General features: G+C 65.9%; 21 protein-coding genes and 1 pseudogene. 13 read left to right on the top strand and 9 right to left on the bottom strand.

Annotated features, from left to right (window positions below):
- The 7 genes from AB3X89_RS36175 to AB3X89_RS36145 all read left to right on the top strand — a co-directional run.
- On the top strand, positions 1–2346 hold a 2346-nt coding region (locus AB3X89_RS36175), incomplete at its 5' end, for a cellulose synthase subunit BcsC-related outer membrane protein (protein WP_368587502.1).
- Positions 2347–2423: 77 nt separating this feature from the next.
- Complete coding sequence (gene bcsE, locus AB3X89_RS36170; RefSeq protein WP_368587503.1) at positions 2424–4358, top strand: cellulose biosynthesis protein BcsE; 1935 nt, start codon at positions 2424–2426, stop codon at positions 4356–4358.
- A complete protein-coding gene (locus AB3X89_RS36165) occupies positions 4355–4567 on the top strand; it encodes a hypothetical protein (protein WP_368587501.1) in 213 nt (70 codons plus the stop codon). Before bcsE ends, AB3X89_RS36165 begins: the two co-directional genes overlap by 4 nt.
- Complete coding sequence (gene bcsQ / locus AB3X89_RS36160) at positions 4564–5349, top strand: cellulose biosynthesis protein BcsQ (RefSeq protein WP_368587500.1); 786 nt, start codon at positions 4564–4566, stop codon at positions 5347–5349. The genes AB3X89_RS36165 and bcsQ overlap by 4 nt, the downstream gene beginning before the upstream one ends.
- Positions 5346–7877 carry a UDP-forming cellulose synthase catalytic subunit gene (gene bcsA, locus AB3X89_RS36155; RefSeq protein ID WP_368587499.1) on the top strand — a complete coding sequence of 844 codons (2532 nt, stop codon included), beginning with the start codon at positions 5346–5348 and terminating at the stop codon, positions 7875–7877. The genes bcsQ and bcsA overlap by 4 nt, the downstream gene beginning before the upstream one ends.
- 50 nt (positions 7878–7927) lie before the next feature.
- Positions 7928–9499 carry a cellulose biosynthesis protein BcsG gene (gene bcsG / locus AB3X89_RS36150; protein ID WP_368587498.1) on the top strand — a complete coding sequence of 524 codons (1572 nt, stop codon included), beginning with the start codon at positions 7928–7930 and terminating at the stop codon, positions 9497–9499.
- Positions 9496–9741 carry a hypothetical protein gene (locus tag AB3X89_RS36145; RefSeq protein ID WP_368587497.1) on the top strand — a complete coding sequence of 82 codons (246 nt, stop codon included), beginning with the start codon at positions 9496–9498 and terminating at the stop codon, positions 9739–9741. Before bcsG ends, AB3X89_RS36145 begins: the two co-directional genes overlap by 4 nt.
- 16 nt (positions 9742–9757) lie before the next feature.
- Here AB3X89_RS36145 and AB3X89_RS36140 read toward each other — a convergent pair whose 3' ends face one another.
- Complete coding sequence (locus AB3X89_RS36140) at positions 9758–10387, bottom strand: LysE/ArgO family amino acid transporter (protein ID WP_368587496.1); 630 nt, start codon at positions 10385–10387, stop codon at positions 9758–9760.
- Between the two features lie 117 nt (positions 10388–10504).
- Here AB3X89_RS36140 and AB3X89_RS36135 point away from each other — a divergent pair, with 117 nt between their 5' ends.
- Positions 10505–11398: a LysR family transcriptional regulator ArgP gene (locus tag AB3X89_RS36135; protein ID WP_176109003.1), complete on the top strand. Its 894-nt coding sequence runs from the start codon at positions 10505–10507 to the stop codon at positions 11396–11398.
- Positions 11399–11435: 37 nt separating this feature from the next.
- On the opposite strand, the gene AB3X89_RS36130 is transcribed toward AB3X89_RS36135, so the two are convergent.
- Entirely contained in the window at positions 11436–12386 is a 951-nt protein-coding gene (locus AB3X89_RS36130; RefSeq protein ID WP_368587495.1) for a LysR substrate-binding domain-containing protein, read from the bottom strand.
- A gap of 116 nt (positions 12387–12502) precedes the next feature.
- Here AB3X89_RS36130 and AB3X89_RS36125 point away from each other — a divergent pair, with 116 nt between their 5' ends.
- Together AB3X89_RS36125 and AB3X89_RS36120 are read left to right on the top strand one after the other, a co-directional pair.
- Positions 12503–13675, top strand: coding sequence for a M20 aminoacylase family protein (locus AB3X89_RS36125; protein ID WP_368587494.1), 1173 nt, complete (start codon positions 12503–12505; stop codon positions 13673–13675).
- Between the two features lie 57 nt (positions 13676–13732).
- The gene (locus AB3X89_RS36120) at positions 13733–15112 is read left to right on the top strand and encodes an MFS transporter (RefSeq protein ID WP_368587493.1); all 1380 of its coding nucleotides are present in this window, start codon (positions 13733–13735) and stop codon (positions 15110–15112) included.
- 142 nt (positions 15113–15254) lie between these two features.
- Here the strand turns inward: AB3X89_RS36120 and AB3X89_RS36115 are convergent, their stop codons facing one another.
- Complete coding sequence (locus AB3X89_RS36115; RefSeq protein ID WP_013089045.1) at positions 15255–15779, bottom strand: hypothetical protein; 525 nt, start codon at positions 15777–15779, stop codon at positions 15255–15257.
- Between the two features lie 67 nt (positions 15780–15846).
- Between AB3X89_RS36115 and AB3X89_RS36110 the strand changes: the two genes are divergently transcribed.
- Together AB3X89_RS36110 and AB3X89_RS36105 are read left to right on the top strand one after the other, a co-directional pair.
- Entirely contained in the window at positions 15847–16164 is a 318-nt protein-coding gene (locus tag AB3X89_RS36110; protein WP_368587492.1) for a hypothetical protein, read from the top strand.
- A gap of 95 nt (positions 16165–16259) precedes the next feature.
- Positions 16260–16817, top strand: coding sequence for a glycine zipper domain-containing protein (locus AB3X89_RS36105; protein WP_176378067.1), 558 nt, complete (start codon positions 16260–16262; stop codon positions 16815–16817).
- A gap of 414 nt (positions 16818–17231) precedes the next feature.
- Here AB3X89_RS36105 and AB3X89_RS36100 read toward each other — a convergent pair whose 3' ends face one another.
- Genes AB3X89_RS36100 through AB3X89_RS36080 form a run of 5 tightly spaced genes read right to left on the bottom strand, consistent with a single transcriptional unit; the run spans position 17232 to position 21813 of the window.
- Entirely contained in the window at positions 17232–17573 is a 342-nt protein-coding gene (locus AB3X89_RS36100) for a cytochrome C oxidase subunit IV family protein (RefSeq protein WP_013089047.1), read from the bottom strand.
- Positions 17574–17581: 8 nt separating this feature from the next.
- Positions 17582–18289, bottom strand: a complete 708-nt coding sequence (locus AB3X89_RS36095) for a heme-copper oxidase subunit III family protein (protein WP_368587491.1) — start codon at positions 18287–18289, stop codon at positions 17582–17584.
- Positions 18286–18897 carry a cytochrome c oxidase subunit 3 gene (locus AB3X89_RS36090; RefSeq protein WP_368587490.1) on the bottom strand — a complete coding sequence of 204 codons (612 nt, stop codon included), beginning with the start codon at positions 18895–18897 and terminating at the stop codon, positions 18286–18288. The genes AB3X89_RS36095 and AB3X89_RS36090 overlap by 4 nt, the downstream gene beginning before the upstream one ends.
- Positions 18894–20654: a cytochrome c oxidase subunit I gene (ctaD, locus tag AB3X89_RS36085; protein WP_368587489.1), complete on the bottom strand. Its 1761-nt coding sequence runs from the start codon at positions 20652–20654 to the stop codon at positions 18894–18896. Before ctaD ends, AB3X89_RS36090 begins: the two co-directional genes overlap by 4 nt.
- 13 nt (positions 20655–20667) lie before the next feature.
- Positions 20668–21813 (bottom strand): c-type cytochrome, encoded by a 1146-nt coding sequence (locus AB3X89_RS36080; RefSeq protein ID WP_368587488.1) that lies wholly within the window; start codon positions 21811–21813, stop codon positions 20668–20670.
- 331 nt (positions 21814–22144) lie between these two features.
- Here AB3X89_RS36080 and AB3X89_RS36075 point away from each other — a divergent pair, with 331 nt between their 5' ends.
- Entirely contained in the window at positions 22145–22654 is a 510-nt protein-coding gene (locus AB3X89_RS36075) for a DUF1269 domain-containing protein (RefSeq protein WP_368587487.1), read from the top strand.
- 246 nt (positions 22655–22900) lie between these two features.
- On the opposite strand, the pseudogene AB3X89_RS36070 reads toward AB3X89_RS36075, so the two are convergent.
- Positions 22901–24043: pseudogene (locus AB3X89_RS36070) on the bottom strand (MFS transporter); the annotation flags it as partial.

Raw genomic sequence — 24043 nt, 5'->3', positions numbered from 1 at the left:
GCGTGGACACGTTTCGCGCTCGCGCGTCTGTACCGCGATCTCGGCCTGCCGCAACTCGGCCGCAACGTGATGGACGAGGGTCTCGCGTTCGCGCCATCGGCCGAGATGCGCTATGCGAGCGCGCTTTACCGCAATTCGCTCGATGACCTGAGCGGCGCGCAAGCGGCGCTCGCGCTGATCCCGGAGCAGGAGCGCACCGATGGTATGCGGGCGCTCGATCGCAATCTGCAAACGCAACGAAAGCTTGCCGACGCGCGCGCCGCGTTCGCCCGCGACGATCGCGCAAGCGCGCTCCGCCTGCTCGACGACGCACGCGCTTTGGCCGGCGACGATCCGAATCTGCTCGCGTCGGTCGGCGCGCAGTGGATCGACGCGGGCGACGCCGGACGCGGCCTCGCGTTGCTGCGCGACTGGATCGATGCGCATCCGGGCGAGGCCGATGCGGACGTGCGGCTGCGTTACGGCGATCTGCTCGGCAGCGCGCGACGCGACACGGAGCTGTCCGCATGGCTACAACAGTTGCGCGACGATCCGCGGCTGAAGCTGGACGCCGCTCAACGCGCGCGCCTCGAGGATCAGGCGCTGCGTGCGGCCTTACGGCAAACCGACGAAGCGATCGATCACGGGGATTACGAAGCGGCCGAGCAGCGACTCGCGGCGGTGAGCTCCGTCGGTCGGCGCGACAAGCGCTACACGCTCGAACTCGCCGATCTGCAGCGCGTGCAGGGCCACTACGCGGCCGCGCGGGCGACGTTGGCGCCACTGCTCGCCGCACAGCCCAACGATGCGCAAGCACAGCTCGCGCTGGCCCGCGTGCTGGAGCAAAGCGGCCAGCGCGGCGCTGCGCTGCGCGTCGTGCACGACGTGCTCGACGGCGCCGCACCCGACGACGTCGACACGCGGCTCTCGGCCGCGCGCCGCCTCGCCGTGTTGAACGAAGCGCGCGACGCGCAGCAGATCACGACGGCACTGCGCGTCGCGTATCCGACGCGGCCGGACGTGACGGTGCAAAGCGGCCGCATCGCCGAAGATCTCGGGCAGTACGAGGATGCCGCTTCGCTGTACCGTTTGTCGCTCGCGCAGGAACGCTCGGCGGGCGTGCGCGCGGGACCCGATGGCACGCCCGCGCGAGCCGCGCTCGACGATCTCGAACAGCGCCGCAATCCGTCGATCGAGACCGGCTGGCTGCCCGCGTATAAGTCCGGCGACGCGGGCATCTCGCAGCTGCGCGCGTGGCAGGTGCCGGTGTACGTGCAAATCCCGTATCGCTACGACGGCCATTTCTTCGCGCACATCGATACCGTGCATCTGGATGCCGGCACGCTGGATGTCAGCGAAGGCAACGCGTTTACGCGCGATACCTTCGGCAGCTTCGGCGCGGCCGACAAGCTCGGCACGTCGCTCGGCCTGTCGCCGCAGCAACTCGCCGCGCTGGCCGCGGGCTTGCCGTATCTGCATCAGTCGGCCACCGGCGTCGCGCTCGGCGCGGGCTACACGTCCGACGCGTGGCGCTTCGACTTCGGCACGACGCCGCTCGGTTTCCCCGTGTCTTATCTGGTCGGCGGCGTGCGCTATCGGTTCGACGCGGGACCGGCGAGCTTTTCGGTCAGCGGCTCGCGCCGTCCGGAAACCGGTAGCCAGTTGTCGTATGCCGGTATGCACGATCCGGTGACCGGCACGGCGTGGGGCGGCGTGCGCCGCGATGGCATCGATCTGCATGCATCGTTCGATCTCGGCACAGCGAACCTGTTCGCCGATCTCGGCGCGGGTGAACTGACGGGGCGCAACGTCGCGAGCAATCAGGAATTCACGCTGCGCACAGGCTTCACGATGCCGGTCTATCGGCGCGCGAATTCACTGGTGAGCACCGGCCTCGTCGGCAATGCGTGGCACTACACGAACAACCTGCGCTTCTATTCGTTCGGGCAGGGCGGCTACTACAGTCCGCAGCGCTATCTTTCGCTCGGCGTGCCGCTCGAATGGCTGGGGCGGCATGGCGCGCTGAAGTGGGATCTGAGCGCGACCGTCGGCGTGTCGAATTCGTACGAGCGGGATTCGCCGTACTACCCGAACGGTCTGCCTGCCGGTCTCGGTGCGGCGCCGGGGCTCGAGAGTCTCGTCAATACGGGCAGCTTGACACGCGGCGTCGCGTTTTCGTACGGGCTCGCGGGCGTGGTCGAGTATCGCGCCGATCCGCATCTGGTGTTGGGCGCGCAGTTGAGCATCGATCGCTCGCACGACTACGCGCCGAGCGCCGCGCTCGTCTATCTGCGCTATACGTTCGATGCGCGCAGGCAGGACAACCGTCTTTCGCCGCAGCCGGTACGACTTTATTCGAGCTATTGAACGGCGATGCAACGAGACCTGGGACAGCAGACGTGAACACCGTTTCGAATCCAACCCAAACTCCCGCGCGCGCTTTCCTGCGACGCTGGCTGCGCAGGTTCGGCGGCACCGGCGCGCAGCGTCGCGCACAGCCGGTCGGCCGTCTCGCGATCGAGGCCTTGCCGGGCGAATGGGCGGCGCTCGAAGCGGGCAAGCTGTATGCGATCTATGCAGCGCTGCGCACGCCAGGCGTCGACACGCTGATCCGGGAAAGCGCGCGTACCGCGCTCACACGCGACGTGACGGTCGTGCTCGCGCGTGAACGCGCGGCCGTTGCCGAGCGTTTGCGCGAGTTGGGCTTCAGCGCCGACGCGCCGGCCGCGGGCTGGCCGCGCAATCTGAACGTGCTCGCGATGCCTGCCGTCATTGCTGCGCAAGAGTCGGAGCAGCCCGCCGACAGCGCCGCGACGCACGGCAAACTGTTCGGCGGGCTGCGCGCGCTGAAGCGCTTCGGTTTTCGTGCGGGCTCGCTGTATTTCATCGAAGGCGCCGAGCGCTGGTTCAACTGGCACGACGCCGCCGCGCTCGCGCGCGAAGGCCGCATGCTCGCGAACTGGTGCGCGGCACGGCGTATCACGCTGGTGCTGCTGCTCGGCGTCGATGCAAATGGCGACGACGATTCACTCGACATGCGCGGCGCGCCGGATGGCGTCGTCGATGCGTCACGCCGCAACGCGTTCCATGCGGCATGCGCGGGCGTCGCACGGATGGAGCGCACGCACGGCGAGCTGCTGTGGCATGCCGACTTCTGGCGCGCGGATCGCACGCTGGTGACGGGCGAAGTCCGCTCGCTGCGGTTTACCGAGAGTGGCCACCTCAGCGTCGCGCCCGATGCGCTGGCCAGCAGCGTCGCGCGCGGCGAACGCCTGCTCGCGCGCGACGAACAGCGTGTCGTCGTGAGCCGCGCGGTGGTGCGCGGTCACGAGGCGTGGCTGCCGCCGCATTGGGAAGTGTGCGCCGATCAGGCCGCGGTGCTGAGCGCGTGCGCCGATGCGCAGGCCGCGACCGTGGTGCTCGATTACGCGGGCGGCGCGCAGCGCGACGCGTTGTGCGCGACGGTTCATACGCTGCGCCGCCAGGCCGGGCGCGCGCTGAAGATCGTCGTCGTCGAGCGGGGCGAAGTGCTGCGCCATCAATACGAGCTGCTCGTGTTGACGCTCGGTGCGAACCTCGTGCTCGGCCGCGACCTGCCGTTCTCGCGCATGCAGTCGCTGCTGCAGTCGTTGCTGCAGTCGTTGCAGGGGCAACTCCACACGCGGCCGGTCGCCGCCGACTATCGCAGCGCATTGAGTGCCGCGTTGAGCGACGACGTGCGCGGCTATCTGCCGGCCGGAGCGTTCTGCGAGCGCGTGCGCCTCGTGCTCGCACGCAGCGCCGTGCTGCACCTGCCGCATGTGCTCGTGAAGCTGACACTGCTGCCGCAATGCGCGCACGTCGATGCGCTGAAGCACTGCGTGCCGCGCCGCGCGGGCGACGTGCTGACCGTCGACGCATCGCATCTGTACGTGTTCCTGTTCGCCTGCCGGCTTGCCGATGCGGACGCCGCGCTGGCGCGGATCATCGATGTGCCGGTCGAACAGCTCGCCGATTCGCTCGTGCATCTGGCGGAGCAGAGCATCGGCGCCGAACTCGACGCGCTGGACGCAGCCAACCGGCGCAATCGGATTGCCGATTACAGCGATATGTTCGCGGCGTCGATGCGTGATGGCGCGCCTTTGAGCTCGCCGCTCGCCGCAGCCGCAGGCGAAGCCGCTCACGTGGCCGCTGTGCAACTTGCGCAGGTGGAAGAGGCGTTGGTTCATGCGCGTGCCGAGTGCGAAGCCGACGCCGCGCCAACGTCTGCGCCAACCCGGCCGAGTGAATCAGCCGAAGCGAAGCCGCTCGCTACTGAGCGCCGCCGAACCCAATCCGTGCCAGCGCGCCGTCGCGCGGAACCCAGCGCGATGCCGGTGCGCGCGAGGAGCATCGAATGATCGAACTGGTTCTGCTGTGTTTCGTGGCCGGCATGGTCGTCGCGCTGCCGGTGTGGATCGTCTGGCAGCGCGTCGGCGCACGGCGCGGTCTCGCGGCCATGCGCGACTTCGATCCGCGCGACGCGGTGCCGTGCGAGATCGAGCCGGTCGCGCTGCGCGCGCGTCTGTTGCCCGCGCTCAACACGACCCCAGACGAGGTGACGCGATGAAAACGATCGCCATCGTCTCGACCGCGGGCGGCACCGGCCGCACCACCTTGACCGCCGTGCTCGCGGTATTGCTCGCGCGCCGCGGCCGCCAGGTCGTCGCGCTCGACTTCGATCCGCAGAACATGCTCGGCGCGCAGCTCGGCATCGACGGTCTCGCGGCGACCGGTCTGTCGCAGGCGCTGCTCGATGCGGACACCGCATGGCATGCCCACACGTGGCGCAACGCGGACGGCGTGCTGTTCGTGCCGTACGGCGCGGTGTCCACCGCGCAAAGCACGCAATGCGACGCACGCCTCGCCGCCGAGCCGCGCTGGCTCGCCCACGCGCTCGCCGAGCTCGATCTGCCGCGCGATGGCGTCGTGCTGATCGACACCGCGCGCTATCCGTCGCAGCAGGCCGAGCACGCGCTGCGTTGCGCGGACCTCGCGCTGTGCGTGACCCCGCCCGAACCGGCCGCGTGCGCGACGCTGGTCGCGCGGCTCGGAGCGCTGCGCGACGCGTGCGCGCAACTGCGCATCATCGTGAACCGGCTGAACCCCGCGCGCGACATGCAGCGCGACGTGCTGGCGATGCTCGGCGCGGCGCTCGGCGACAAGCTGCCGCTCGCGCAGCGCGTGCATCTCGATGTCGCGTTGCCCGAGTCGTTCGCGCGCGGCACATGGCTGTTCGACGACGCCCCGCATTCGCAGGCGTCGCACGATCTGCAGGGGCTCGCGAATTGGCTCGACGCGTGGCTCACCGACGCCACGGCGCCGCTCGATCGGCGGGACGGCGGGTCATGAGCGAACGGGAAACGCGTTCGTTGCGCACGCGTGCGCTCGACTGGGTCGCGCGCGGCCTTGGCGTGCCCGCCACGCGCACGCCGCTCGACTGGTTCGTGCGGCTGTTCTTCCAGCCGCCCGCGCCGGGCAAGCCCGATTACGCGCGCCGCTGGATGCGCGCGGCCGTGCTGCATGTCGCGCTGCAATGGGGCGTGCTCGAACCGCATCGACTGCGTGCATGGCTGTGGCGCGCGTTCGTGCGTGCGCCGCGTTCGTCATCGAGAAGCACGGCGGCGACTGTACGCGCGCTGGCCGCCTGGATCGACCGTTGGCTCGTGCCGCTCTGGCTGCTCGGGCGGCGCGGGCGCGAGCGCGTCGACGCGCTGCTGGCGAGCTTGCCGTGGCAGCGCTGGGGCACGCGGCTCGAAGACGCGACGCAGCGCGTCGGGCATATTCGCTGGCTGCTGCCGTTGATGGTTGTCGCGGGCATCGGTTTGTGGGCGGTGATCGGTACGTCGCCGCTACAGTCCGACGGTCAGTTCGAGTTCTTCGCCGTGCTCGTGATCATCGCGCTGATCGTGCGACGCTTTCCGGGCCGCATGCCGGTGCTGATCCTGACCACGCTCGCGATGCTGGCGATGGCGCGCTACGTGTGGTGGCGCGTCACCCAGACGCTGTCGTTCCAGACGCCGGGGGAGGCGATTCTCGGTTATCTGCTGTTGGGCGCGGAAGCATACACATGGGTGATTCTGCTGCTCGGTTTCGTGCAGACCGCCTGGCCGCTGAAGCGCGCGGTCGCGAAGCTGCCCGCCGACACATCGAGCTGGCCGAGCGTCGACATCTATATCCCCACCTACAACGAACCCCTGGCCGTCGTGCGGTCCACCGTGTTCGCCGCGCAAGGCATCGACTGGCCCGCCGACAAGCTGCGCGTCTATCTGCTCGACGATGGCCGCCGCGACGAATTCAGAGCCTTCGCGCAAGCCTGCGGCATCGGCTATCTGACGCGCGACGACAACCGTCACGCGAAAGCCGGCAACATCAATAGCGCGCTCGGCCGCACACAGGGCGAGTACGTCGCGATCTTCGATTGCGATCACGTGCCGACGCGCTCGTTCCTGCAAACGACGATGGGCACGTTCCTGCGCGACGCGCGCTGCGCGATGGTGCAGACGCCGCATCACTTCTTTTCGCCGGACCCGTTCGAGCGCAACCTCGGCACGTTCCGGCGCGTGCCGAACGAGGGCAATCTGTTCTACGGGCTCGTGCAGTCGGGCAACGATCTGTGGAACGCGTCGTTCTTCTGCGGCTCGTGCGCGATCCTCAAACGCGAAGCGCTCGAAGAAGTGGGCGGCATCGCGGTGGAGACCGTCACCGAAGACGCGCACACCGCGCTCAAGCTGCACCGGCGCGGCTATTCGACCGCCTATCTGCCGACCGTGCAGGCCGCCGGTCTCGCGACCGAAAGCCTCGCGGGCCACATCCAGCAGCGCACGCGCTGGGCGCGCGGCATGGCGCAGATCTTTCGCATCGACAATCCGTTCATCGGCCGCGGGCTGGGCTTTTTCCAGCGGCTCTGCTACGGCAACGCGATGCTGCATTTCTTCTACGGCGTGCCGCGGCTCGTATTCCTGACGATGCCGATGGCGTACCTGTTCTTCCAGATGTACTTCATCAACGCATCGGCGACGACGATCGCCGGATTCGTGCTGCCGTACATCGTGCTCGCGAACATCGCGAACTCGCGCATGCAAGGCAAGTACCGTCACTCGTTCTGGGCCGAGGTCTACGAGTCGGTGCTTGCGTGGTACATCGTGCTGCCGACCACGATCGCGTTCTTCAGCCCGAAACACGGCAAGTTCAACGTGACTGACAAGGGCGGGCGCATCGGCGAGGGCTACTTCGACTGGTCGACGTCGAAGCCGTATCTGGTGCTGCTCGCACTGAACAGCGGCGCGCTCGCGGCCGGCGTGTACCGGCTGATGTTCGGGCAAAGCGGCGAAACGGCGACGATCCTGATGAACGTGTTCTGGACGCTCTACAACCTCGTGATGCTCGGCGCGGCCTCGAGCGTTGCGCGCGAGGCGAAGCAGGTGCGCGTCACACATCGCATCGCGATGCGCGCGGCGGCGACGCTGCTGCTCGCGGACGGCACGACGCTCGCCTGCACGACCAGCGACTATTCGACCGGCGGCCTCGGTCTCGATATCGAGCCGGGATTGAATCTGGCGCCGGGCGACAGTCTCGGCGTGTGCCTGAGCCGCGGTGATCGCCAGTTCCATTTTCCGGTGTACGTGAGCCGCTGCGTCGGCCGGCACCTCGGCGTGCGCTTCGACGGTCTCACGCTCGAACAGGAACGGCAACTCGTGCAATGCACGTTCGGCCGCGCCGACGCGTGGCTCGACTGGCATGAGCAAACCAGCGAGGACGCGCCGCTGCGCGGTTTGAAGGAAGTGCTCGCGATGGGCGTCGAAGGCTATTCGCGACTGTGGGGCGGGCTCGCGCGTGCCTGCGAGACGCTGCTCGCGCTCGACCGCACCCGCTATTGATACAGCCTGCGCGCATCGTGTCGTGCGCAGGCCAATGAGAGAACCTGTCGATGACTTTGTGGAACCTGTACTTCATCCTCAAGCTGTACCTGTTCGCGGGCGGCCATCTGCAGCCGCTATGGCTCGCGAATCTCGGCTTCGCGCTCGCGCTCGTCGTGACTTCGACGCTGCGCCGGCGCGCGCTGCGCATCATGCGCAACCTGGCCGGTCTCGCTCTCGGCATACCGCTGATGTACCACGAGGCGAACGTGCCGCCGTTCTCGCGTCTGACCGAGGAGTTCGGCAATCTGACCACGTTCAGCTACGGCTACTGGCTGGAACTGGCGCAGCGCTTCCTGCCACCGATGCTGCTGCTCGCCGCGCTCGGCGCGCTCGTCGGCTATCTGATCGTGAATCGCTGGGTGCGCGTCGCGACCTTCGTGCTGATCGCGCTGGTCGCGATTCCGCTGTGGCACGAGGGCGGCGTGGTGCTCGCGCAACTGCGTGGAGCGTCGGCGAGCGCAGCGGCGAATGCCGGCGCTAATGGAGCGAACAACCCGCTCGCCGCGCAGCCGCTCGACCATAACGCTGCGCTTGCCGCGTTCCGCACGCAGGAGTCGCAACGGCAGGTCAGCTTCGGCCATCTGGCCGCCGATCCGAACGCGCAGTTCGACGTGATCGTGCTGCACATCTGCTCGCTGTCGTGGGACGACCTCGATGTCGCGAAGGCGCGCAATCATCCGCTGCTGTCCCACTTCGACTATCTGTTCACGAACTTCAGCACCGCGGCGAGCTATAGCGGGCCGGCCGCGATTCGCGTGCTGCGCGCAAGCTGCGGACAGCAGGCGCACTCGGACCTGTACAAGAACGCGCCGCAGCAGTGCTATCTGCTCGCCGATCTCGCGCAGGCCGGCTACACGCCGCAGACGATGCTGAACCACGACGGTCACTTCGACAACTTCCTGGAACTGATCCACGACAACGCCGGCGTGCCGAACGTACCGCTGATTCCGAACACGAGCGTGCCGGTCGCGATGCATGCGTTCGACGGTTCGCCGATCCGCGACGACTACGAGACGCTCGCCGCGTGGTACGCGCAGCGCGCGAGCATCGCGGGGCCGGTCGCGCTGTACTACAACACGATCAGCCTGCACGACGGCAACCGGCTGCCGAATAGCAGCCTGACGAGTATCGATTCGTATCCGCTGCGCGTGAACAAGCTGATGAGCGACTTCGATCGCTTCGCGGATCTGATCGCTTCCTCGGGGCGGCGCGCGGTGATCGTGTTCGTGCCCGAGCACGGCGCGGCGCTGCGCGGCGACACGAACCAGGTCGCGGGCCTGCGCGAGATTCCGACGCCGCGCATCGTGCACGGGCCGGTCGGCGTGCGCGTGGTCGGCTTCCAGGGCAGTCATGGGCCGACCACGGTGATCGACGATCCGTCGAGCTTCCTCGCGCTCGCCCAGCTGCTCTCGAATCTCGTGTCGAACAGCCCGTTCAAGCCGGGTGTGAGCCTGTCGCAGTACGCGACGAATCTGCCGCAAACGCAGATGGTCGGCGAAAACGAGGGGACGGTGACGATGAAGACCGCGTCCGGCTATGTGGTGAAGACGCCGGACGGCGTGTGGGTGGACGGCAAATGACGAACGCGCGCAATACGTCGAAAAACACTACGCGCGGCTGGCCTTTCGACGATATCAGCGGCCTCGCGCTGCGTCTGCCGGAGCTCGAGGCGGGCCGCTATTTCGATGCCCAGGCGAAGGAAGCTTACGAGCAGTCGCTGCTGAAGTGGCCGGTGCTCGCGCGGCTGATGAATCTCGTGCCGCGCGACGAAGCCGAAGCGCAGGCCGCGCAACATGCGCGGCAAGAATCGGGCGTGGAATAAGGCCCGCGTCGAACGCTCAACGCAACTGCGTGACCGCCAGCAGCAACACCATGCTGCCGATCGCGCCATCCAGCACACGCCACGCGGTCGCGCGGCGAAACAGCGGCGCAAGCATGCGCGCGCCATAGCCGAGCGCAACGAACCACACCGCGCTGACGGTCATCGCGCCGAGCGCGAAGGCGACCCGCGCGCCTTGCGGTTCACGCGCGCCGGCCGTGCCGATCAACAGGAACGTGTCCAGATAGACGTGCGGATTGAGCCACGTGAACGCGAGCGTCATCAGGATGATCGGCAGCGCGCGTTGCGTGGCAGGGGCTTGATCGGCGGATGCGCCGCCCGAACCGTCGAGCACTGCGTGTCCCGGCCGTACCGCGCGGCGCAGCGCGCTGATGCCGAACCAGGCGAGATACGCGAGCCCGACGTAGAGCATCGCGTGCACGAAGCGCGGGTAGCGCTCCATCAGCGCCGCGGCGCCGCCGACGCCCGCGCCGATCAGAATGAAATCCGACAACGTGCACAACAGCACGATCTTGCCGACGTGCGAGCGCATGATGCCCTGCCGCAGCACGAACGCATTCTGCGCGCCGATCGTCACGATCAGTGATGCGCACAGCGCCGCGCCGTGGGAGAAACACAGCCAGTTCATAAATGGTCCGAAAAAATGGAAGCAATGGGGATAGACGGAATATTCCAGCCGCGCTAGTCTGCGTGATTGCGGCACATAAGAGAACCTAATTTATTTAATGCCGATTAAGGAATGCTAATGCTCGACTACGCCTTGCTCGATGCGCTGGCCGCCGTGGTCCGCCACGGCTCGTTCGACCGTGCTGCAAGCGAGCTGAATATCACTGCGTCCGCGGTGTCGCAGCGGGTCAAGCTGCTCGAGGAGCGCGTCGGCAGCGTGCTGGTGAAGCGCGGTCAGCCGTGCGTCGCGACGACCTCGGGCGCGCTGCTGTGCCGCCATACCGAGCGCGTGCAGTTGCTCGAAGCGGAGCTGAACGGCCGCCTGCCGACACTGCCCGGCGCGCTCGTCGAGCAGTGGCCGGCGCTGCGCGTCGCCGTCAACGACGACAGCGTCGGCACCTGGTTCATCGACGCGGTCGCGCCGTTCTGCGTCGAACGCGAGATGCTGCTCGACCTCGTGATCGACGACCAGGATTACACCGCGCAGCGCATCCGCGACGGCAGCGTGCAGGGCGCGATCACGACGCAGGCCGAACCGGTGCAGGGCTGCCGCTCGACGCGGCTTGGCCGCATGCGATACCTCGCGGTGTGCTCACCGGCGTTTTTCGCGCGCTATTTCGCCGACGGCGTCACGCGCGACAGCCTGCGGCGCACGCCGTGCGTCGACTTCAATCCGAAAGATCAGCTGCAAAAGCGCTTCATGCGGCGCATCACGCGCGCGGAGATCGATCCGCCGCTGCACTGGATTCCGCACGTCGCCGGCTTTATGCGCGCGTGCGTGATGAGCCTCGGCTGGGGTATGTGCCCCGAGCGGATGGTCGCCGGGCATCTGCAGCGCGGCGAACTGGTCGAAGTCGCGCCGGGCAAGCATATCGACGTCGATCTGTACTGGCAGAGCTGGCGGCTGTCGATCGGCTGGCTCGACGATTTCAGCGCGATGCTCAGGAAGCGGGCGGGCGAGTTTCTCGATTGATTACGCGGCGGTGCCGCATGCAGAAATGCGGGAGCCGCTATAGCATCAGCTCGATCGAATGAAACAGCCGGCGCTGTTCGGGGTCCGGCGAGCGCGCGCTTTCGTCGATCGTCTCGCGCAGGCAGTCGAGAAAGCAGGCGGCCGCCGGGCTCGTCGGCGCCCCGCGCCGCGACGTGATGCTGATGATGGTTTCGTCGAGCGTTTCGCGCAGCGGCAGCGCCCACAGGTTCTCCTTCGCGCGTATCGCCTCGACGAGCGGCCACGGAAAAATGCTGACCATGTCCGTGTGCGCGAGCAGTCCCAGCACGATCGCGAGCGAATGCGCTAGCACGATCGTTTGTGGCACCCGCATGCCGCGCTTGACGAACAGATTGTTCGACATCGACTCGCGGCTCGCCGGGTCCCAGTTGAGGATCCATTCCTCGTTCTGAAGGTCGAGCAGCGTGCGGCATCCGGCCTTCGGATGGTCGCGCCGCGCGACCACCGCCGCGTGCGTCGAAAAGAGCGGCGCGTTCTGAAACTCCGACTGCGGCGACGCGGGCGGCGGCCGACCGATCGAAAAATCGAGGCTGCCGTCGCGCAGACGCGGCTGCACGACCGCGAGCAGGCCTTCGAAAAACTCCAGCTGCACGTCCGGCATCCGCTCGCGAAATCGCCGCACGGCGGGCGGCAGAAATGTCAGCGCGACCCACGGCGTGACGCCGATCGACAGCTTGCCGGCCGCGGCTCCGCGCAGCGCCTCGATCTCGGCTTGCGCGCGTTGCAACTGGCCGAGCACGAGCCGCGCATGCACGACGAGCGCGCGGCCGAACTCGGTGAACGCGACGCCGCTCGCGCTGCGCACGATCAGCGGCGCGTGCAGATCGCCTTCGAGCTCGCGCATCGCCTTGGTCACGGCGGCCGGCGACAGCCCCAGCGAGCGGGCGGCGGCCCGGATACTTCCGGTATCCGCGATCGCGGCCAAGGTATTGAGCTGATGCAGTTTCATGCGAATCATGAGTATGAAGGGGGCAACCGGTGGTTGTCACCCGCAACGATTCTACGCCTGCCTCTCGAAATTCGGCGCGGCTATGCTCGGTTCACGCTGACATGGAGACAGACGGCATGAACACGATGGTCATTCCGGCGGGCATCGCCGAAATCGAAGAAGAAATGATCGCGCTGCGACACAGCATCCACGCGCACCCGGAGCTCGCCTACGAGGAGTTCGCGACCGGCGATCTGGTCGCCGAACGTCTGCGGGAGTGGGGCTACAGCGTGCATCGCGGGATGGGGCAAACCGGCGTGGTCGGTCAACTAAAGCTCGGCAACGGCACGCGCCGGCTCGGCCTGCGCGCCGACATGGACGCGCTGCCGATTCACGAAACCACCGGCCTGCCGTACGCGAGCAAGCTGCCCGGCAAGATGCACGCATGTGGTCACGACGGCCACACGGCGATGCTGCTCGCCGCCGCCAGGCATCTGGCGCATGAAAAGAGTTTCGACGGCACGCTGAATCTGATCTTCCAGCCGGCCGAGGAAGGGCTTGCCGGCGCGAAGAAAATGCTCGACGACGGCCTGTTCGAGCAGTTCCCCTGCGACGCCGTGTTCGCGATGCACAACATGCCGGGCTTTCCCACTGGCAAGCTGGGCTTTATGCCGGGGTCGTTCATGGCGTCGTCGGATACGGTGATCATCAAGGTGATCGGCCGCGGCGGTCATGGCGCGGTGCCGCACAAGGCGGTCGATCCGGTCGTCGTGTGCGCGCAGATCGTGCTCGCGCTGCAGTCCATCGTGTCGCGCAATATCGCGCCGCTCGATATGTCGATCATCACGGTCGGCGCGATTCATGCCGGCGAAGCGCCGAACGTGATTCCCGAGACCGCCGAGATGCGCCTGTCGGTGCGCGCGCTGCGGGCCGAGGTCCGCGACCAGCTGCAGCAGCGCATCATCGAGGTCGCGACCGGCCAGGCGGCCGTGTTCGGCGCGCGCGCCGAGGTCGACTATCAGCGCCGCTACCCGGTGCTCGTCAACGATGCGGCCATGACCGCGCTCGCGCGCCAGGTCGCGCTCGACTGGCTCGGCGAAGACGGTCTGATTCGCGACATGCAGCCGCTGACCGGCAGCGAGGACTTCGCGTTCCTGCTCGAACGCTGCGCGGGCAGCTATCTGATCATCGGCAATGGTGACGGCGAGGGCGGCTGCATGGTCCATAACCCCGGCTACGACTTCAACGACGCTTGCCTCGCAACCGGCGCGGCCTACTGGGTCAAGCTCGCGCAGACGTTCCTCGTTTGACGCGGCGGCGCGCGAGCGCGTTGCCCTGGCAGTACAAAGACAATGATGGAGACACAGATGGACTATTCCGCCACACCGCGGCCCGCGAGCGCCAACGGACTCGATGCGCCCGATGCGCAGCGCGTAGCCGATCAACCTCAAAAACGCGTCGGCCACGCAAAGGCGATCGCCGCGATCACGCTCGGCAACGGCCTCGAGTTTTTCGACTTCACGATCTACAGCTTCTTCGCGACGATCATCGGCAAGCTGTATTTCCCGGTCGAAGGGCAACTCGTGCAACTGATGCTCGCGGTCGGCACATTCGGCGTCGGCTTCATCATGCGGCCGGTGGGCGGCATCGTGCTGGGCGGCTACGCGGACCGCGCGGGACGCAAGGCCGCGATGAGCCTGACGCTGTGGCTGATGACGCTCGGTTCCGGGATCATCGCGTTCGCGCCGACCTATGCGGCGATCGGCGTCGCGGCGCCGCTGCTCGTGATCCTCGCGCGGCTGATCCAGGGCTTTGCGCTGGGCGGCGAGGTGGGCGCATCGACGGCGCTGCTGCTCGAATATGGCAGCGATCGCACGCGTGGCTTCTACGGCAGCTGGCAGTTCGTGAGCCAGGGGATGAACACGGTGGTGGGGTCGCTGCTCGGCGTCGCGTTGGCCGCGACGCTGTCGCCGGCCGCGCTCGAAAGCTGGGGCTGGCGCGTGCCGTTCGTGATCGGCATGGCGATGGGGCCGATCGGCATCTATATCCGGCGGCATCTCGACGAGACGCTGCCGGGCGTCGAAGCTTCACAGCCCGCTTCACAGTCCGCTTCACAGCCCGCTTCACAAACTCCGTCGCTGCCGGTCCGCGAACTGTTCCGCGACCACGCACGCTCGATCACGACCGGCGTGCTGACGACGATCGGCGGCACCGCGGCGAACTACATCGTGCTGTTCTATCTGTCGACGTACGCGATCCGCATCCTGCATCTGCCGATGGCGACCGCGCTGTGGGCCGCGTGGACTGGCGCGGTCGTCACGGTGATCTGCTCGCCGTTCGCGGGCGCGCTGTCCGATCGTGTCGGCCGCAAGCGCGTGCTGTGGGTATCGCGCGTGTTGCTGATTCTCGCCGTCTATCCGGCGTTCATGACGATCAATGCGTCGCCGACGGTGCCGGTGCTGCTCGCGGTGGTCGCGGGCCTCGCGCTGCTCGTCACGTTCACCGCGGTGCCGAACATCGTGATGCTGCCCGAGCTGTTTCCGCGCGCGATTCGCGCGACCGGCATGTCGATCGTGTACTGCCTCGGCGTGTCGATTTTCGGTGGCTTCGCGCAGTTCTTCGCGACCTGGCTGATCCAGGTTTCGGGCAGCAATCTCGCGCCGGCGTGGTATTTGATCGGCTGCGGCGTCGTGTCGTTGCTGCCGTTGCCGTTCATGCGCGAGACCGCGGGCAGGGCGATCGATTGACGTGACGGGGACTGCGGTCCGCTGTAAAAAAAGAGGCGTGATGATTTCGATCGCGCCTCTTTTGTCATTTGCACCGCGGTGTCAATACGAACGCCGCGCATCACCGGTGAATTCGTGACCTGCTCGTTTGATTACGACCGGACTACGACGGGCCGCCCGCGTCCGCCCTGACCCTGTTGCGCTCCAGTCTCATGTACAGGTTCGCGACGCAGATACCGAAGACGATGTGAACGAACAGGCTGGCGCCGTTGCGCGCTTCTGCAAACCACGGAAAAAACTGTGTCATGCCGTAGAAATTGATCAGGTAAACGACTACAGCGAAAGCGCCGCCCGCCAGTGAAGCCATTCCCATGCTCGAGTCAAGCTTGAATGACGTCATGATCAGACCGAGGATAAGCGCCAATACGATGGCAAGGCCAAAATGCACGACAAAGGCCGCGAGCACGATGCCAATTGAGAATGATTGCGGCGATTGCAATGCGCCTCGTCCCAGCATGATCGCAGCGACCATGCGTGGGGGCTCCAGCAGACTTCCGCCCGTCATCACTGCCATCAGGACAACTCCTAACGCCAGGAACACAGCCCCCGCGATGACGCCTGCCAGCACGGCTGCCCGCCAGTCGGGCAGGCCGTGTGTGAATTGATGGGAACCCATGTGAAGTTGCACGATTTTTCTCCCGATTGATTCGGATAATTCATTCTAGTTCTCCGTGTCACGAGATTGATAGCGCCGCGTGACTATCGTCAGCCCGAGGAATGATCTTCGTGCTGGCGACCACGTGGCGTGCAGTCGTGTCAGCGGATCGATAATTAATCTTTTAACCCGCAGTGGAGGATCAAATGCCTGTGAAATCGAAAGCACAACAGCTGGCTGCCGGGATCGCGCTATGGCGCTGGAATCTGCCTTGATGTCTGCTTTCGGCAACGGCCGCAAGCGTATCCGTTCGGTGTGCGCGAAAGTGATCAACCAGAACGGCGGCAAAGGCGTAGTGTTACATAGCGGACTGTTCAGAGTGGACGGAATGGAACCCGATCGCGGCACCATGGCATAGTCCCGGTGCGTGCCACCGCGTGCACCTTTGCCTCGGCATGGGTGAGGTGGGGCGGCATAGTCTGCTACCGCTAGTCAATGATGGAAGGAGGCCACATGTCACTCATCGTCGCAGCACGCTTTACGACATTCCCCGCCGCTGAAGACGCGGTGCAACGGCTCTTCAATGCCGGTTTCGTCGAGGAGGACGTCACCCTGTTTTTCGTCAATCCGCCCGGCCAGCACGCACGTTTTCAGCCCGGCGGTGGTACCAGCACCGACGCAAACGCGAGAGAGGCGCCGAAGGGTGCCGAGATAGGCGTCACGATTGGCGCAGCGGTTGGCGCCGTGCTCGGCGTCGGGATCTTCGCGGTGTTTTCGGCGCCGCTCATCGTGTCGCTGATCGCAGCCGGGGTGAGTGCGTATGTCGGTGCATTGGTCGGCGCGATGATGCGCACGCAGGAAGCCAGCGACGAAGAAATCCGTGGTTCCGGTGTGCTGGTGGCCGTACACGTGTCGCCGGACAACCAGTTGGACGCCGCACGGGTGCTGCGCGATGCGGGAGGCGCGGCGATCGAACGCGCGACCGGCAACTGGCAACAAGGGCGGTGGGCCGACTTCGATCCGCTCAAGCAGCCTGTGCCGCTCAGCGAATTCAGTGAGAAGCACGCCTGATTCGAAGGTGTTTTTCGCCGAAATTTTCAGCGAGCCAGGAAACATGAACGGCCCGGCAATTTGTCGGGCCGTTTTGTATTTGGAGCGGTGCTTTCCAGGCACGCGCCTGTGCTGAATAAACCCCGCTGATGCGTGCAAGTATCCGGCGGCGAATTCCATGCTTGACGAAACCAATGGAAGTATTGAATGGTTTCGGACATTGTTTCCGTGCTGAACGACTTGATCGAAACATCTCATGTCGGACTGACTCAGCAGTCGCCAAAGCATCGCCGTCGGCGCCGAGACCGTGGCGCTGCGCGCGGAACGCATCGGCAGCAATGCGCTCGCGGTGGCGGCGCACCCCACGGTGGCGCGCGTCTGCTACCCGGGCGCTGGACGCAACGCCTGCCACCTGAGGAACGGTCGGCGAAGAGATCAATGAAAGAAGAGTTCGCGCATGCCGAAGGTGTGATGCGCTTCGGCAGCCATCAGCACCAGCAGCACCAGCAGGCACAGGGGCGGTATCAGGATCGCGTACACCAGCGCCAGCCGCTCCCACATCATGTGCATGAAAATCGACACGATCAGCCCAGCCTTGGCGATCATCAGCACAATGATCAGCGTCCAGCGCAGCAGGCCCTGCACGTGGAAGTAATCCACCATGTACGACAACGTGCTCAGTACGAACAGCAGGCCCCAGATCTTCAGGTAAATGCCGATCGGATGCTGCTGGCCGTGCGCGGCGTCGGGTCGATGGGCGAGATCGGTATGGTCCATGGCCTGCCTCACCACAAATAGAACAGCGCAAAGATGAACACCCAGACCAGGTCGACGAAGTGCCAGTACAAGCCGGCAATCTCCACGATCTGGAAGTTGCCGTGCTCGATGAACCCCGGCTGCAGGATCTTGCGTCTTATCAGCAGCAGGTAGATCACGCCGCAACTCACGTGAAAGCCGTGGAAGCCGGTGATCATGAAAAAGCACGCGCCAAACTGCGCCGCGCCAAGCGGGTTACCCCAGGGGCGGATACCTTCATGGACGATCAGCTTGGTCCATTCGAAGGCCTGCATCGACACGAAGGTCGCGCCCAGCAGCGCGGTCGCCAGCAACAGTTGGGCGGCGCGCCTGGCGTTGCGCCGGTAGCCAAAGTTGACTGCCATCGCCATGGTGCCGCTGCTGCTGATCAGGACGAACGTCATGATGGCGATCAGCAGCAAGGGCACATCCACGCCGAAGACAGTGAGCCCGAACACCTTGGAAGGGTCGGGCCACGGCACGGTGGTCGACATGCGCACCGTCATGTAGCCGATCAGGAAACTGCTGAAGATGAAGGTGTCCGACAGCAGGAAGATCCACATCATCGCCTTGCCCCACGGCACCTTGAAGGCCTGGCGGTCGGCCGACCAGTCGGTGACGATGCCGCGCCAGCCGTCAGGCCCGGCGTCGGTGGGCGGGGTGACAGCGGATTCGGTCGGGAGCGTGGGCGTGGTCATGGCGCAGCTCCATACAGCGGCCCGCAGATGGCGGCGACGAACCCAGGGGTGATCCACCACATCGCCGCCAGCAGCACGAGCCAGACAGCCAGCAGGAAATGCCAGTAGATGGCGCACAGCGCGATGGCACGCTGGGTCCGGAACGGGTTCCCACGCTGCAGACGCGCGATCGTCACGGCCCAGGCCACCAGCCCGCCCAGCACATGCAACCCGTGCAGGCCGGTGAGCAGGTAGAGGAAGCTATTGGAAGGATTGACGGTGACAGTCTGCCCCGCCGCCGACAGCATGCGCCACGCGGTCAGTTGTCCGATCACGAACACGGCCGCGAGCACACCGCCGAACAGCAGCCATGCCGCGCGGTGCATGGTAATCCGCCGGGCGCGCTGCATGGCGATGCTTGCCAGCACCAGCGCGCCGGTGTTCCACCACAGCAGAGCCGGATGCGGGATCGGCTGCCAGTCGGGCTCGCGCATGCGCATCGCATAGGCGAGCAGCAGCAGTGAAAACAATGTCGTTGCCACCGCCATGAAGATGATCAGGCCGATGCGGCTCGCATTCGGCAACACAGGTGGCGCGTCAGGAACGAAGGAGCGGCGCAGTGTAGTCATTCGCTTGCCTCGCCGGGTTGCAGCGTCGGGTGGGCCGGTGCCGGTTCAGGCGCCGTCTCAGGCGGCTGGTTTTGCGGGACGAAGTCTTCCTCGTGCCCCGGCGGGCTGTATTCGTACGCCCAGCGGTAGACGACGGGCAGCGCGGTGCCCCAGTTGCCGTGCACGGGCGGCGTTTGCGGCGTCTGCCATTCCAGCGTGGTGGCCCGCCACGGGTTGCCGTCGGCACGCTTGCCGCGCGCGAGACTCCACGCCAGGTTGTACAGGAACAGCAACTGCGCCGCCGCAACGATCAGCGCAACGACGGTGATGAACGTGTTGAGCGTCTGCGCCGAATGTGGAATGAAGCTGTAGCCCTCATACTGGTAATACCGCCGCGGCATGCCGAGGATGCCGAGATAGTGCATTGGGAAGTAGATCGCATAGGTGCCGACGAAGGTAACCCAGAAGTGCACGCGCCCGATCGTGTCGTTGAGCATGCGGCCCGTCACCTTCGGATACCAATGGTAGATGCCGCCAAACACCACCAGGATCGGCGACACGGCCATCACCATATGGAAGTGCGCCACCACGAAGTACGTGTTCGACAGCGGAATGTCCACGCTCACGTTGCCGAGATAGAGCCCGGTTAGCCCGCCCAGGACGAAGGTGCTGATGAAGCCGATGGCAAACAGCATCGGCACAGTCAGGTGGATATCGCCGCGCCACAGCGTCAGCACCCAGTTATAGACTTTGAGAGCGGTCGGAACGGCGATGATGAGCGTGGTCGTGGCAAAGAAGAAGCCGAAGTACGGATTCATGCCGGCGATGAACATGTGGTGCGCCCAGACCACGAAGCTCAGCGCACCGATGGCGACGATCGCCCACACCATCATCTTGTAGCCGAAGATGCTCTTGCGCGCGTGCGTGCTGATCAGGTCCGATGCGATGCCAAAGGCTGGCAGCGCGACGATGTAGACCTCCGGATGCCCGAAGAACCAGAACAGGTGCTGGAACAGCAGCGGGCTGCCGCCGGCATGCTTGAGCGTCTGCCCCATCGACACCACGGCCGGCACAAAGAAGCTGGTGCCGAGTGTCCTGTCGAGCAGCATCATCACGGCCGACACGAACAGCGCCGGAAACGCCAGCAGCGCCAGAATGGTCGCCGTGAAGATGCCCCACACCGTGAGCGGCATGCGCATGAGCGTCATGCCGCGCGTGCGCGCCTGCAGCGTGGTGGTGACGTAATTCAAGCCGCCCATCGTTGCCGCGACGATGAAGATCGCCAGCGACACCAGCATCAACACGATGCCCCATTCCACGCCCGGCGTGCCCGGCAGGATCGCCTGGGGTGGATACAGCGTCCAGCCCGCGCCGGTCGGCCCGCCTGGCACGAAGAAGCTCGACACCAGCACCAGCACGGCCAGCAGGTAGACCCAGTAGCTCAGCATGTTGAGAAACGGGAACACCATGTCGCGCGCGCCCAGCATCAGCGGAATCAGGTAGTTGCCGAAGCCGCCCAGAAACAGCGCCGTCAGCAGGTAGATCACCATGATCATCCCGTGCATGGTGACGAACTGGTAGTAGTGGTTGGCGTCGATGAAGCTGAACTTGCCCGGAAAGCCGAGCTGCAAGCGCATCAGGTTCGACAGGACAAGGCCGACCAGGCCGATGGCGATGGCCGTCAGCGAGTACTGCACGGCGATGACCTTGTGGTCCTGGCTCCAGACATACCGGGTCCAGAAGCTTTGCGGGCCGTGTTCGGGGTGCGCGTAGGTCATTGCGTCTGCTCCGCTAGGGTTGGGCTGCGCTGGTGGCGGCCGAGCCGCCTAGCGATTGGATGTAGGTCACCAGCGTGGTCAGCTCCTGCTCGCTCAGGTCGAACTTCGGCATGATGGGTGCGAAGCCCTTCACGACGCGGGCCGTCGGGTTGCGGATGAAGGCGCGCAGATACGCTTCGTCCACCTTCGCGGTGCTGCCGTCGGCCATCGTTTCGGTCTTGCCGTACAGGCCCTTCCAGGTGGGGCCCACGCGCGGACTGCCGTCCACGGTATGGCAGGCGAAGCAGCCCTTGGCCTCCGCGAGCGTCTTGCCCTGGTTAGCGAGCGCCTGGGCGCCGCCGCCTGCAGCGGCGGTTGCGGCCTGCACCCTGGCCTGCTGCTGCGCGAACGTGCTCTGCTGCGCCAGCCAGCGCGAGAACGATGCTTCGTCTTCTACCACCACCACGCCGCGCATGTTGGCGTGCCCGAGACCGCAAAGCTGCGCGCACAGAATGTCGTAACGCCCGGCCCTGGTCGGCGTGAACCAGAAGGTGGTCACCATGCCGGGCACTATGTTCATGCGCGCGCGGAACGGCGGTACGTAGAAGTCATGCAGCACGTCGCGCGACCGTGTCAGGACCTGGATCGGCCGGTTCAACGGCAGGTGCACCTCGGGTGTCCCGATCAGGTAGTTGTCACGGCCGTTGGGGTCGCCGGGGTTCATGCCGAAGGGGTTGTCGTTGCTGATGTAGCGCACGTCCGTCGTGCCCAGCTTGCCGCCGGGGCCGGCAAAGCGGAAGCGCCATTGCCATTGCTGGGCGAACACTTCCATCTGCAGCACGTTGCGCGGCGGCCGTACGTAGTCCGCGTAGACGAAGAGTCCCGGTGCCAGCAACGCTGCCACGCCTACCGAGGTCAGGCCGATCAGCCACCATTCCAGGCGCCTGTTGTGCGGCTCGTAAACAGCGCGATGACCCCTGCGGTGGCGGTAGCGCAGCAATGCGATCACGATGAACAGGTTGATCGCGATGAAAAACACGCCGGTAATGACGAGCGTGATCGTCAGCATGTCGTCCATGCGCACCCAGTTCGAAGCGATCGGCGTGGTCCACCACGGGCTGGCAAAGTGAAACCCCACCGCCAATACGATGATCAGGAACAGGGCAATCGCAAGCGACATAGGTCACCTCGCTGCGCGTCACTCGCTGGGAGCCGCTAACAAAAGGCTCCAGGCGTCGGCGCCGCCTTGCCGTACTTCGGTACTGTCCGCGCCGGCACGTCTTTAGACCAAAGGTAGTCCTCTCCTTTGCATCGTGCAAGGCTGCGCAAGGGGGAAGCGCGCCCCATGTATAGGGCGGATGAATGGAGGAGTCGCTTGCTGCGATGCAATGCAAAACGGCCGCCTCCTGCATCGATTTCCCAGGTCACCTACGCCTCCTGATGGCACGCGGCAGGGGTACGATAAACAGCATCGACCCGTTGAGGGACTCCTTGATCGATGGAGAGCCGACATGAGACGTCTTTATTTCCTCGTACCTGACACGACGACGGCGAAGGCGATCGTAGACGACTTGCTGCGGGCGCGGATCACATGGCGACATATCCATGTCCTCGCGAATCACAGTGTCGCACTCGAACAGTTACCCGAGGCATCCTTACTGCAAAGCAGCGACGTCGTGCACTCGCTCGAACGCGGCGTGGCGCTCGGCGGTGCGACCGGCGCGCTTCTCGGCCTCGTGGCACTGGTGTTTCCTCCCGCGGGGCTCACCATTGCGGGCGGAGCCGTCGTCGCATTGACGTTGACAGGTGCCGGCTTCGGGGCCTGGACGGCCACGATGATCGGCGTCGACGAACCGAACGCACGACTCGAGCGCTTTCGCGGCGCCATACGTGACGGCCAGATCCTGATCATGGCCGACGTGCCTGGATCGCGCGAACAGGAGATCGAGCAGATGGTCGTGCATCATTTTCCGAAGGCCGATCTCGAAGGTGCGGAGCCGACGACCCCGATCTTCCCCTGAGAAGCAGTCGAGACGAGGCCATCGGTGCCCCTTGCAGTGAAGCCTTCAGAGGGGAACCGTGAGGTTTGCAAGAAGGGGAGCCGCAGCCTTGTTTCGTCACGTTCCGGACAGCCATGAACCTTGCCGCCCAGGTTGGGTTCAATCACGATTGCCTGCTTGCGGCGTGAACTGACTGTGACCGTCAGGCACCAGCGCGGCGAGCGGCGAGAAGAACATCACGACCAGGAACAGCAGACCGACGACCGCCGCCGACTTCCCCCGCCCAGGCACCGCCGCGCCATTGCCATCGCCGTTGCTGGTCGCCGCCACGCGCGTCTCGGGCATCGCCGCCCACACCAGCAGCACCGCGAGCGCACCGGCCGCCGCGAGGCAGAAGAAGCTCACCATGTTGCCGAAACGATCGGCGACGAAGCCCGCCGCGGTCGTGCTCAGCGTCGCGCCGATGCCGGCCGCGAGTCCGAACAGGCCGATACACAGGTTGTAGCGGCCCTTGTCGCCGGCGACGTCGGCGGCGATCAGCGGCAACATCACGCCGAACACCGCGGCGCTCAAGCCGTCGAGCATCTGCACCGGCACGAGCAGATAAGGGCTGCTGATGCCCGCGAACAGCAGCGCGCGCAGCGGCAGTGCGGAGAAGCCGAGCAGCAGGATCGGCCGGCGGCCCCAGCGTTCGGCCGAGCGTCCGACCCACGGCGACATCATCGCGACGATCGCCTGCGGCACGATGATGCACGCCGCGATCACGAGCTGCACGTTGTCGCCCATGCCGGCCGTCACTTCGCCGGCCGCGAGGTTCAGCATCGCCGCGTTCGACAGATGGAACAGCACGATGCACGCGGCGAACAGCAGCATGCGCCGGTCGCGCAGCAGCTCGCGCAGGCTTTCGCGCCGCTCGAGCTGCTCGGGGGTGGGCAGCGCTTGCGGCAGCTCGATCGTGTCGGTGCGCTGGATCATCGATAGCGCGATCAGCGCGGGAACCGCGAGACCGGCGGTCAGGAAGAACACCGCGCGCGGCGAGTAGTACTCGCCGAACAGACCCATCAGACCGGCCGCTACCGCACTGCCGATCGACGCCCAGCGCGCATTGCGGCCGAGCCGGTCGCCGAGATTCGCGCGACCCACCAGCGCGAACGAGATCGCCGCGAGCGCCGGCGTCAGCATGCAGCTCGCGAAGCCGTGGAACACCTCGGCGGCGATCACCGGCAGCACGGTCGGGCTCATCGCGAGCAGCATCGCGCTCAGGATGATCGCGGTGATCGCCCACGCGGCCGCCGCTTTCTTGTTGCGCAGTGCGTCGACCGCGGCGCCGCCGGGCACCTGGCTGACCATCGCGCTGATCGTGCCGACCGAGAGCACCATGCCGATCTCGCCCTGGGTCCACTTGTGCGA

Origin of the sequence: Paraburkholderia sp. BR14320, from assembly GCF_040948665.1 — a bacterium.
In the GTDB taxonomy this organism is placed as follows: Bacteria; Pseudomonadota; Gammaproteobacteria; order Burkholderiales; family Burkholderiaceae; genus Paraburkholderia; species Paraburkholderia youngii.
The sequence above is the reverse complement of the archived record's forward strand: the minus strand, read 5'-3'. Positions and strand labels throughout refer to the sequence as shown.

What these genes read in the sequence shown, in the direction of transcription:
- AB3X89_RS36165 (WP_368587501.1), top strand. Translation starts at nt 4,355, where the DNA reads ATGATCGAACTGGTTCTGCTGTGTTTCGTGGCCGGCATGGTCGTCGCG.
- bcsQ (WP_368587500.1), top strand. Translation starts at nt 4,564, where the DNA reads ATGAAAACGATCGCCATCGTCTCGACCGCGGGCGGCACCGGCCGCACC.
- bcsA (WP_368587499.1), top strand. Translation starts at nt 5,346, where the DNA reads ATGAGCGAACGGGAAACGCGTTCGTTGCGCACGCGTGCGCTCGACTGG.
- bcsG (WP_368587498.1), top strand. Translation starts at nt 7,928, where the DNA reads ATGACTTTGTGGAACCTGTACTTCATCCTCAAGCTGTACCTGTTCGCG.
- AB3X89_RS36145 (WP_368587497.1), top strand. Translation starts at nt 9,496, where the DNA reads ATGACGAACGCGCGCAATACGTCGAAAAACACTACGCGCGGCTGGCCT.
- AB3X89_RS36140 (WP_368587496.1), bottom strand. Translation starts at nt 10,387, where the DNA reads ATGAACTGGCTGTGTTTCTCCCACGGCGCGGCGCTGTGCGCATCACTG.
- AB3X89_RS36135 (WP_176109003.1), top strand. Translation starts at nt 10,505, where the DNA reads ATGCTCGACTACGCCTTGCTCGATGCGCTGGCCGCCGTGGTCCGCCAC.
- AB3X89_RS36130 (WP_368587495.1), bottom strand. Translation starts at nt 12,386, where the DNA reads ATGAAACTGCATCAGCTCAATACCTTGGCCGCGATCGCGGATACCGGA.
- AB3X89_RS36125 (WP_368587494.1), top strand. Translation starts at nt 12,503, where the DNA reads ATGAACACGATGGTCATTCCGGCGGGCATCGCCGAAATCGAAGAAGAA.
- AB3X89_RS36120 (WP_368587493.1), top strand. Translation starts at nt 13,733, where the DNA reads ATGGACTATTCCGCCACACCGCGGCCCGCGAGCGCCAACGGACTCGAT.
- AB3X89_RS36105 (WP_176378067.1), top strand. Translation starts at nt 16,260, where the DNA reads ATGTCACTCATCGTCGCAGCACGCTTTACGACATTCCCCGCCGCTGAA.
- AB3X89_RS36100 (WP_013089047.1), bottom strand. Translation starts at nt 17,573, where the DNA reads ATGGACCATACCGATCTCGCCCATCGACCCGACGCCGCGCACGGCCAG.
- AB3X89_RS36095 (WP_368587491.1), bottom strand. Translation starts at nt 18,289, where the DNA reads ATGACCACGCCCACGCTCCCGACCGAATCCGCTGTCACCCCGCCCACC.
- AB3X89_RS36090 (WP_368587490.1), bottom strand. Translation starts at nt 18,897, where the DNA reads ATGACTACACTGCGCCGCTCCTTCGTTCCTGACGCGCCACCTGTGTTG.
- ctaD (WP_368587489.1), bottom strand. Translation starts at nt 20,654, where the DNA reads ATGACCTACGCGCACCCCGAACACGGCCCGCAAAGCTTCTGGACCCGG.
- AB3X89_RS36080 (WP_368587488.1), bottom strand. Translation starts at nt 21,813, where the DNA reads ATGTCGCTTGCGATTGCCCTGTTCCTGATCATCGTATTGGCGGTGGGG.
- AB3X89_RS36075 (WP_368587487.1), top strand. Translation starts at nt 22,145, where the DNA reads ATGAGACGTCTTTATTTCCTCGTACCTGACACGACGACGGCGAAGGCG.